This is a genomic window from Streptomyces longispororuber (assembly GCF_014656095.1).
GTDB lineage: Bacteria > Actinomycetota > Actinomycetes > Streptomycetales > Streptomycetaceae > Streptomyces > Streptomyces longispororuber.
Map to the genome: position 1 here is coordinate 1 of NZ_BNBT01000222.1, position 10,009 is coordinate 10,009.

Consider the following 10,009-nt stretch of genomic DNA (forward strand, 5'->3'; position numbering starts at 1 on the left):
CGCCCCCGCGCCGCGCCCGTGCGGCTCCTGGGGCGCGCGTGCGCGGCGCCGGCGTCGTATCCCCCTGCCGCCGGCGTTCCCTCGCCTCACCGGCCCGCCCCGCGTGGAAGGAGAAACCCATGCACGACGCACGGGAGCTGATCGAGGCCGGCGACAGCGCCCGCCACCAGCTCGCCCGGCGCCGCTTCCGTCTGGACACCGACGCCCTCGACGCCGCCCGCCTGCGGCGCGCCGAGGCCCTGCACACGGTGGCCGGCCTGCGCGCCCGGCTCAAGGCCGCCGCCCGCACCCGCAACCCCCCCACCCCCGCCGAACGCGCCCACGCCCGCGAGCTGCGCGAGCGCGTGCACCAGGCCCAGCAGGCCGCCCACGACGCCGAGACGGCCCTGAGCGCGCTGCTGCACACCATCCCCAACCTGCCCGCCCCGGAGGTGCCCGAGGGCGACAGCGACCAGGACGCTGTGGAGGTGCGCCGCGGCGGACCGCCCCCGGTGCCCGCCGCGCCCGAGCACCACCACGCCGAGGTCGGCGAGAAGCTGGGCATCCTGGACGCCGCGCGCGCCACCCGCCTGTCCGGCGCCCGCTTCAGCGCCGCCCGCGGCGCCGGCGCCCGCCTGGAACGCGCCCTGGCCGACTTCTTCCTCGACCTGCACACCCACGAGCACGGCTACACCGAGTACGCGGTGCCCTACCTGGTCAACCGCGCCACCATGACCGCCACCGGGCAACTGCCCAAGTTCGCCCAGGAGTTGTTCGCCACCCGCGTGGGCGAGCGCGAACTGTTCCTCATCCCCACCGCCGAGGTGCCGCTGACCAACCTGGCCGCCGGCGAGGTCCTGGACCCCGGCGAGCTGCCGCTGGCCCTGACCGCCCGCACCCCCTGCTTCCGCGCCGAGGCCGGCTCCCACGGCCGCGACACCCGCGGCATCCTGCGCCTGCACCAGTTCGAGAAGGTCGAACTGGTGCGGATCTGCGCCGCCGACGACGCCCCCAAACAGCTCCAGCTCATGCTCGGCCACGCCGAGGAGTGCCTGCGCCGCCTGGAACTGTCCCACCGCACCGTGCTGCTGCCCGCCGGCGACCTGGGTTTCTCCGCCCGCATGACCTACGACATCGAGGTGTGGCTGCCCGGCAGCAACGCCTTCCGCGAGATCTCCTCGGTCTCCGACTGCGGCACCTTCCAGGCCCGCCGCGCCCACATCCGCGTCCGCACCCCCGGCGGCGGCAAGGCCTACGCGGCCACCCTCAACGGCTCGGCCCTGCCCATCGGACGCACCCTGGCCGCGCTGCTCGAACAGGGCCACCAGAGCGACGGCTCGGTCCTGCTGCCCAAGGCCCTGCACCCCTACACCGGCTTCACCCGCATCCTGCCCGGCGGCGCCACCGCCTGAAAACGCCCCGTCCGCCCCCGACAGGGCGAACGGGGCACGCACACGGGCGGGCGCCGGGGAGGGCGGCTAGGCGGAGCGGGCCAGCTCCGGCGCCACCGGCCCGACAGACACAGCCGGCACGGCGGATGCGGCCGGCACGGCAGGGGCGGGGGCGGCAGGCGCGGGGGCGGGGGCGGCAACCGGGGCGGGGGCGGGCTGGCGGGGGGTCTGGTTGAGGATGTCCAGGAACCGCTCGCGCAACTGCGCCGAGGGCTCCATGCCCAGCTCGGCGACCATCCGGTGGCGGGCGGCGTGGTAGGTCTCGATCGCCTCCGCCTGGCGCCCGCACCGGTACAGGGCCAGCATCAGGATCTCGGTGATCCGCTCCCGCCAGGGGTGCACCACACTCATCCGCTTCAGCTCGCCGATGGCCGAGGGCACCTCGCACTCGATGTCCAGCCACAGCTTGTCCTCCACGGCCGCCAGGTGCTCCTCACCGAGCTGCACCGCCACCGACTGGCACAGCGGCCCCTTGGCCGCGTCCTGCAGCGGCGCACCCCGCCACAGCCCCAGGCACTCCTGGAGCAGGGCCGCCGCCCGCACCGGCTCGCAGCCCATCACCGCGCGGGCGGCGGCCGCCCGGCGCCGGAAGACGTTCATGTCCAGGTCCTCGGCGGGAAACTCCAGCAGATAGCCGGTGGAGCGGGCCCGCAGCGCCACCCCCGCCGCCTCGGCCGCCCCCCAGGCCTGCAGGGTGCGCCGCAGCCGCGAGACGTGGGCCTGCAGCGCGTTCTCCACCGTCAGCGGCGGCTCATCACCCCACAGTTCGGTGTACAGGTCCTCCACCGGCACCATCCGGCCGCCGTTGACCAGCAGCACCGCCAGCAGGGCCCGCTGCTGGGTGCCCCGCACGCTGTGGAAGTGCCCCTCGACCTCGACTCCGACGGAACCGAGCACCTTGAACTTCACTGACTGCTCCTCCCTGCCTGCCGCCCCCCGTGGGTGCTGGCCGCGAGCGGCCGGCGGGGCGGTACGGAGTGTGGTGTTGCGCCTCGAACGTGGCACCGCCCCCTTGAGCCCGGCTCGAAGTGCGGCATCACCGCCCCGGCCGGGCCCGGCCGGGGCGCAGGCGGAAGGCCGCCGTTGCCGCACCGCGCGCCCGCGGACGCCCGTACCGGGCGGACCGGCCCCCTCAAGCCGGTCTCAAGTGGAGGTCAAGTCGCCGCTGTCACAGTGGAGTTGGCAGCCGCCCGCCACCGTGCGCGCCCGCGGCGGCCCTACGTACGCATTCGTTAGCGATCAAGGAGTACGCGTGAGTGACCTGACCGAACTGGCCGGCCGTTACATCGCCATCTGGAACGAGCCGGACGAGGCCAAGCGAGCCGCCGCGATCGCCGAGCTGTACACCGCCGATGCCACCTACACCGACCCGCTGGCCGACGTGCGCGGGCACGACGGGATCGGGGCAGTGATCACCGGGGCCCGGGACCAGTTCAAGGGCTTCGAGTTCAAGATCCTGGGCGATGTCGACGCCAACCACCACATCGCCCGCTTCCGCTGGGAGCTGGTGCCCGAAAGCGGCGGCGAGAACATCGTCATCGGTTTCGACGTCGTGGTGAGCGACGGCGCCGGAAAGATCAAGACGGTGTGCGGCTTCCTCGACAAGGTGCCCGCCGGCGCCTGAGATCCCCACCGACCACGTGCCGGGCGGCGGTGTCCGTTTGTACGGGCCTGCCGCCCGTCGCCGTTGGAGCAGCACGCCAGCCTCACCTCAAGGAGCACCACGATGAGTACGGACACAGGGGCGCCGACCGCCGACGCGCACGAGGCGGTGACGTCGCCGCCTCCGGCGCGCTTACCAGGCTGGGGGGCCCTGGCCATCGTGATGGTGGGCACCTTCATCACCGTCCTGGACTACTTCATCATCAACGTCGCCGTCCCCGCGATCCAGGCGGATCTGACGGCCAGCTCGGCCCAGTCCCAGCTCGTCATCGTCGGCTACGGCGTCGCCTTCACCGCCGGCATGATCACCGGGGGCAGGCTCGGCGACCTCTACGGCCGGCGCCGGATGTTCTCCTACGGCCTGTTCGGCTTCACCGTGGCCTCCGCGCTGTGCGCCTGGGCGCAGAGCCCGGAGGCGCTGGTGGCCTTCCGCGTGCTGCAGGGCGCCGCGGCCGCGCTGATGGTCCCGCAGGTCCTGGGCATCCTCGGCGTGGTCTACACCGGCGCGGCCCGCGCCCGCGCCTTCGTCGTCTACGGCCTGGTCATCGGCCTGGCCGGGGTGTTCGGGCAGGTCATCGGCGGCGCGCTGATCTCGGCGGACGTGGCGGGGCTGACCTGGCGCGCCATCTTCCTGATCAACCTGCCGGTGGGGATCGTGGCCCTGGTGCTCACCCCCCGGCTGATCCCGGAGTCGCGCAGCGCCGCCAGCGGGCGCCTGGACGTGACCGGGGCGGTGCTCTCGGCCGCCGCGCTGTCGGCGATCGTCATCTCCCTGGTGGAGGGCCAGGAGCGCGACTGGCCGCTGTGGACGTGGCTGGTGCTGGCGGCGGCCGTGCCGCTGAGCGCGGGCTTCGTGGCCCACCAGCGCGCCCGCCAGCACCGCAGCCCGCTGATCGACTTCGCGCTGTTCAAGGGCCGGGCCTTCTCCGTGGGCCTGGTGGCCATGTTCCTGTACTTCCTGGCCATGGGCTCGTTCTTCTTCCTGCTGGCCCTCTACCTCCAGCAGGGCCGGGGCCTGTCGCCGGTGGAGTCGGGCCTGGTCTTCCTCACCCTGGGCTCGGGCTACCTGGGCTCCTCGATGCTGTCCACCAAGCTGGCCGCCCGCCTGGGCCACAGCCTGATCACCGCCGGGCCGCTGACGCTGGCCGTGGGCTATGTGCTGACCGGGCTGACCGCCGCGTGGCTGGGCACCGAGCACAGCGTGCTGTGGATCATCGCGCCGCTGGTGCTGTCCGGCATCGGCATGGGGATGACCACCGGCCCGCTGACCGGGGCGGTCCTGGCGGGCACCGACCCCGAGCACGCCGCGGCGGCCTCGGGCACGGCCAACACCGTGCAGGAGGGCGGCGTCGCCATCGGCGTGGCCGTGGTGGGCGCGGTGTTCTTCCCCGCGCTCGGCGAGGTCGCGCGCGCCGAGGACTACCCGCACGCCTTCGACATGGGCCTGATCCCGCTGGTGGCGTTCTGCCTGGCCTCGTGCGTCCTGGTGCGGTTCATGCGGCCGCGCGCCGAACGCCGCGCCCAGCGGACGGCCGCGCCGGCCGGGGCCTCCGCCCAGCAGTGAGCCCGGGTGCCGGGCCCCCCGCCCGGCACCCCGGCCTCCACCCCGGCACGTCGGCCGCCGCCCCGGCCGCCGTCTTGCGGCCGCCACCCGGCCGTCAACGGGCCCGCGCAGTAAGGCAGTTGCCCGGCGCCGGGGGCCGGGGGCCTTCCGCTCTTGCCCTCTTCCCTCCTTGCCCTCTTCCCTCCTTGCCTTCTTCCCTCCTTGCCTTCTTCTTTCCGCCGGTTTCTTCTCCGGCCGGGCCGGGCCGCGCATCGCGCGGGCTCGGCCTTCGTGCTGCGTGGCACCCCGCCGCGCGGGCCGGTGCGGGGCGGTGCGGGGCGGTGCGGCCAAAAGCTGCCGGTGCCTTAGGCGGCCGGGCGCGGCGGGGGGAGCGGTGCCCGCCGGGGTCAGGGGCGCGGGCAGGGCGCAAAGCGAGCGGCGGGTCAGTCGCGTGTCAGCCGCCGGTGCTTGGCTGAATGCTCACTCACCGGCGCAATCCGCGCGCCCGGCCCTTTTTCCGGATCGGTCACCGCCATGTCTGACACGCACATATCCCCCTCCTCCCTGGCGCACCTGCGGGACCTGCCCGTGCACGAGCTCAGGGAAGAGATCGAAGTCCTCGTCGTGGAGCTGTTCAAGGACGCCTTGCTGATGGAGGACGACGAGGACCTGCCGCTGGCGGTCAGCTACTTCGACCTCGGGCTCACCTCGCTGCGGCTGACCAGCCTCAAGCAGAGCCTGGAGGAGCGCCTGGAGCTGACCATCAACACCAACGTCCTGTTCAACGAGCCCACCGTCGAGCAGCTCGTGTTCTACCTCACCGACCTGCTCGCCGGCGCCTCCGCCGGTTTCCCGCCCGCACCGTAACCGGTACCCGGCCGAAAAGGAGCCCTCGCGGACATGTCTTTCGACCACCGCCAAGTCCCCGCCGCGCCGCCGGGCGCGGCGCAGCGTGAGCCCGTCGCCATCATCGGGGTGGGTCTGCGCTTTCCCGGCGGCAGTACCTGCCTGGAGGAGTTCGAGGCGTTCTTGCGCTCCGGCGGCTCCGGGATCACCCCGCTGCCCCAGGACCGCTGGGACGTCGCCGCCTTCACCCCCGCCGGCCCCGACGACAAGGGCAAGATCCGGGCGTCGGCCGGCGGCTATCTGGATCGGATCGACCTGTTCGACGCGGGGTTCTTCAACATCTCGCCCAAAGAGGCGCAGTACATCGACCCCCAGCAGCGGATGATCCTGGAGACCGCCTGGCAGGCCCTGGAGCACGCCAACCTCGACCCCACCCCGCTGCGCCGCTCCAACGGCGGGGTCTACATCGGTGCCAGCTCGGTGGACTACGCCCTGGAGCTGGACCAGGTGCCCTACGAGGAGCTCGACGGCCATCTGGCCTCGGGCATCACGCTGTTCCCGCTGGCGGGGCGGCTGTCGTACTTCCTGGGCTGGCGCGGGCCCTCGCTGAGCGTGGACACCGCCTGCTCCTCGTCGCTGGCCGCCTTGCACCTGGCGGTGACCGCGCTGCGCCGCGGGGAGTGCGACATCGCGCTGGGCGGCGGCGTCAACGCCCTGCACCACCCGCGGATCCCGGTGATGTTCTCCAACGCCCAGATGCTGGCCGCCGACGGGCAGTGCAAGACCTTCGACGAGAGCGCCGACGGCTACGCCCGTGCCGAGGGCTGCGCCGTGGTGGTCCTCAAGCGCCTCAGCGACGCCACCCGCGACGGCGACACGGTCCTGGCCGTCATCCGCGGCAGCGCGGTCGGCCAGGACGGCGACAGCGCCGGGCTGACCGTGCCCAACGGCCCGGCCCAGGAGCGGGTGCTGAAGCTGGCGCTGGCCGACGCCGGCCTGGCTCCCGGTGACATCAGCTACGTCGAGGCCCACGGCACCGGCACCCCGCTGGGCGATCCCATCGAGCTGGGCGCCATCAGCAACGTCTTCGCCGAGGCCCGCAGCCACGACGACCCGCTGCCGGTGGGCTCGGTGAAGACCAACCTGGGCCACATGGAGCCCGCCTCCGGGCTGGTGGGCGTCATCAAGGTGCTGCTGCAACTGCGCACCGCCACCATCTATCCGCACCTGAACTTCACCACCCCCTCCAAGCGCATCCCCTGGGAGGTGTATCCGGTGCGGGTGCCCACCGCCGCCGAGCCCTGGACGGCCGAGGTGCGCCGGGCCGCGGTCAACAGCTTCGGCTTCGCCGGCACCATCGGCGCCCTGGTCCTGGAGCAGGCTCCCGCCCCCGCCGCGCCCCGCACGCCCGCCCCCGGCGGCGGGGCGGGGGAGGCGGGCGAGCGGGCCGTGCCGGTGTTCACCCTGTCCGCCAAGAGCAGTGCCGCCCTGGCCGAGCAGGCCGAGCGCTACCACCAGCTCCTGCAGCAGCGGCCCGAGCTGGACGTGGCCCGCCTGTGCTACACCGCCAACGTGGGCCGTGCCCACTTCAGCCACCGCATCGCCGCTCCCGTCACCGGCCGCCAGGACCTGCTGCGGGTGCTGGAGCAGGCCCGCCGCCCCGAGCAGCGCACCAGCGCCTCCCCGGTGCGCAAGGTCGCCTTCATGTTCACCGGCCAGGGCTCCCAGTACGCGGGCATGGGCGCGCTCGCCTACCGCCAGTTCCCGCTGTTCAGGCAGGTCGTGGACGAGTGCGAGGAGCTGTTCGCCCCGCATCTGGGCCGCTCGGTGCGCGACCTGCTCCTGGGGCGCGGGCCCGGCCTTGAGGACATCGAGCAGACCCGCTACACCCAGCCCGCGCTGTTCACCCTGGAATACGCCCTGGCGCGGCTGTGGATGTCCTGGGGCGTCAAGCCCAACGTGCTGATCGGGCACAGCATCGGCGAGGTGGTGGCCGCCACCGTGGCCGGGCTGTTCAGCCTGCAGGACGCCGTCACCCTGGTCGCGGCCCGCTCGGCGCTGATGCAGTCGGTGCGCGCCGAAGGCGGCATGGCCGCCGTCAGCGCCCCGGCCGAGCAGGTGAGCGAACTCCTGCAGGGGCGGCCGCAGTTGGCGCTGGCCGCGGTCAACGGCCCCGAGCAGTGCGTGATCTCCGGGGCCCGCCAGGACCTGGCCGAGGTCAGTGCCGCGCTGCGCGCGCAGGGCGTGCGCGTGAACGACCTCGCCGTCAGCCACGCCTTCCACTCCCCGCTGATGGCCGAGGTCTTCGACGACTTCCGCGCCGCGCTGGCCTCCCTCACCTTCCGCGAGCCGTCCATCTCCCTGATCTCCAACCTCACCGGCAAGGTGGCCCGCGCCCGCGAGCTGAGCACCGTGGAGTACTGGGTGCGCCACATCGGCGAGCCGGTGCAGTTCCTGTCCGGCATCCGCGCGCTGGCCAAACGCGGCCGCCACGCCGTCATCGAGATCGGCCCCTCGGCCATGCTGACCGCGCTGGCCAAGGCCTGCGTCAACGCCGAGGACCACGTGTGGCTGGCCAGCCTGCGCCGCCGCGACAGCGACACCCCGGCCCAGGCGGGGGCGACGCTGCGGGCCCTGGCCGACTTCTACGCCGCCGGTCTGAACGTCGACTGGCACGCCTACCACGCCGGGCGCACCCTGCCGCTGGAGAACCTGCCCACCTACGCCTTCCAGCGCAAGCGCTACTGGCTGCCCGCCCCCGCGCGCCGTGCGGCCACCGGCGGCGGACCGCTGACCCACCCCCTGCTGGGCGAACCCCGGCCCCAGGACCAACTGGCCCCGGACACCGCCGAGTTCACCGCCACCTGCGTGCCCGGTGACCTGGGCGAGGCCCTCATCGCCCACCGCGGCCGCCCCGCCCTGGCGCCCGCCGCCCTGATCGACCTGCTCTTCGCCGCCCAGGACGCCTGGTGCGGCCACACCCGCGGCGCCCTGGAGGAGCTGCGCCTGCCGCAGATGCTGGTCCTGGACAGCGACGAGGCCGCCTTCACCCTGACCACCCGGCTGCGCCGCCTGGACGACGGCCGCATCGAAGCCGAGGTCACCGCCACCACCAACACCAGCACCACCAACACCGATGCCAGCACCAGCACCAGTACCGGCACCGGCATTCTGGCCAGTGCCCGTATCACCCCCCACTCCCCCGGCGAGCCCCCCGCGCCCCCCGCCCTGGGTACGGCGGCCGTGGAGCACCTGGACGGCGCCGACCTGGACACCGACCTGCGGGCGGTGGGAGCCGCCGGCGAGCACACCGCCTGCCGCCTCGAGGCCGCCGCCCGCCACGGCGACGGCGCCATCAGCGGCACGCTGCGCGGGCGCAGCGCCGGTGCGGTGGAACACCTCCCGGGCGAGGTGGTGCACGGCGCGCTGGCCGCCGTGGCCGGCTTCGCCGACGAGGGTCCGCTGGCGCTGCTGCGGGACGTGGAGTGCGTCCGGCTGTGGAGGAAGCCGCGCGGCGGCCGGCTGGCCTTCACCGCCCTGCCCCGCCCCGGTGCGGGTGAGGAGGTGCGGGTGGACGTACTGCTGAGCGAGGACGGGCACGCGGTCGCCGAGCTGCGCGGCGCCCGCCTGGCCGCCCCGCACGGCCAGGAGGCGCCCGCACCGTTCCTGCACCGCGTGGAGTGGCTGCGCCGGCGCCTGCCCGCCGCCCCCGCCACCGCCCCCGGGCGCCACGTCCTGCTCCACCACCCCACCACCGGCACCGGCATCGGTTCGGGAGCGTACGAGGCGCTCACCGCGCGGCCGGCACCCGAGAACCTGCTGCTGTCCACCACCGGCGATGAGCGGGAACTGCGCGCCGCGCTCAGCCGGGCCGAGGGCCCGCCGGTCACCGACGTGGCCTTCTTCTGGCAGCCGCAGCCAGGCGCCCGGTCGCTGGAGCAACTGCGCGCGGAGTGCGCGCACAACTTCACCCGCCTGCTGGAGCTGGTGGCCGCGGTGAGCACCGCCCCCACCGCCGCCCCGCCCCGGCTGTGGCTGGTCACCGAGCGCGCCCAGTGGCTGCCCGGCGACGGGGCCGATGGCGCCGAACACCTGGCCGCCGCCACCGTGTGGGGCTTCGGCAGCGTCCTGCTGGGCGAGTACCCGCAGCTCAAGGCGACCCTCGTCGACCTGCCCGCCGGCGGTGACGCCGCCGCCCTGCTCGCCGAGTGGCAGGCCCCGGCGCCCGACGAGTACCAGGTGGCCTACCGGGCCGGACAGCGCTACGTACGCCGCGTCCTGCCCGCGGGCCCCGGCCCCGAAAACCCCTTGAGTTCAGCGGCCCTTACGGTCCTGGCGGGCGCCGACGGCCCGGCGGAGGCCGGTGCTCTCGCCGGTGGCGCACAGCCGCTGGGCGCGGGCCAGGTACGGGTGCGGGTGCACGCCGCCGCCCTGGCCGCCCCCGCCCCCGCCCCCGAAGACCCCGCCGATCCCGCCGATCCCGCCGATGCCGCGGATGCCGGGGGCGCCGCGGGCGCCGACGGCGTAC

Annotated in this window: 6 protein-coding genes; 5 read left to right on the forward strand and 1 reads right to left on the reverse strand. The window is 74.4% G+C overall.

Annotated elements, in window-relative coordinates; translation table 11 throughout:
• Positions 1 to 119 precede the first annotated feature (119 nt).
• Positions 120 to 1,391 carry a serine--tRNA ligase gene (serS, locus tag IE330_RS36170; RefSeq protein ID WP_190140423.1) on the forward strand — a complete coding sequence of 424 codons (1,272 nt, stop codon included), beginning with the start codon at positions 120 to 122 and terminating at the stop codon, positions 1,389 to 1,391.
• Between the two features lie 66 nt (positions 1,392 to 1,457).
• Here the strand turns inward: serS and IE330_RS39805 are convergent, their stop codons facing one another.
• Positions 1,458 to 2,339 carry an AfsR/SARP family transcriptional regulator gene (locus tag IE330_RS39805; RefSeq protein WP_190140424.1) on the reverse strand — a complete coding sequence of 294 codons (882 nt, stop codon included), beginning with the start codon at positions 2,337 to 2,339 and terminating at the stop codon, positions 1,458 to 1,460.
• A gap of 343 nt (positions 2,340 to 2,682) precedes the next feature.
• Here IE330_RS39805 and IE330_RS36180 point away from each other — a divergent pair, with 343 nt between their 5' ends.
• The 4 genes from IE330_RS36180 to IE330_RS36195 form a co-directional block, all read left to right on the forward strand.
• Positions 2,683 to 3,054 (forward strand): nuclear transport factor 2 family protein, encoded by a 372-nt coding sequence (locus tag IE330_RS36180; protein WP_190140425.1) that lies wholly within the window; start codon positions 2,683 to 2,685, stop codon positions 3,052 to 3,054.
• 102 nt (positions 3,055 to 3,156) lie between these two features.
• The gene (locus IE330_RS36185) at positions 3,157 to 4,656 is read left to right on the forward strand and encodes an MFS transporter (RefSeq protein WP_190140426.1); all 1,500 of its coding nucleotides are present in this window, start codon (positions 3,157 to 3,159) and stop codon (positions 4,654 to 4,656) included.
• A 513-nt stretch (positions 4,657 to 5,169) separates the two neighbouring features.
• Positions 5,170 to 5,502, forward strand: coding sequence for an acyl carrier protein (locus IE330_RS36190; RefSeq protein WP_190140427.1), 333 nt, complete (start codon positions 5,170 to 5,172; stop codon positions 5,500 to 5,502).
• Between the two features lie 33 nt (positions 5,503 to 5,535).
• A partial coding sequence (locus IE330_RS36195) for a type I polyketide synthase (protein WP_190140428.1) occupies positions 5,536 to 10,009 on the forward strand: 4,474 nt, incomplete at its 3' end.

Coding starts and splice junctions, on each gene's coding strand:
- IE330_RS36185 (WP_190140426.1), top strand. CDS start 3,157: ATGAGTACGGACACAGGGGCGCCGACCGCCGACGCGCACGAGGCGGTG.
- serS (WP_190140423.1), top strand. CDS start 120: ATGCACGACGCACGGGAGCTGATCGAGGCCGGCGACAGCGCCCGCCAC.
- IE330_RS36190 (WP_190140427.1), top strand. CDS start 5,170: ATGTCTGACACGCACATATCCCCCTCCTCCCTGGCGCACCTGCGGGAC.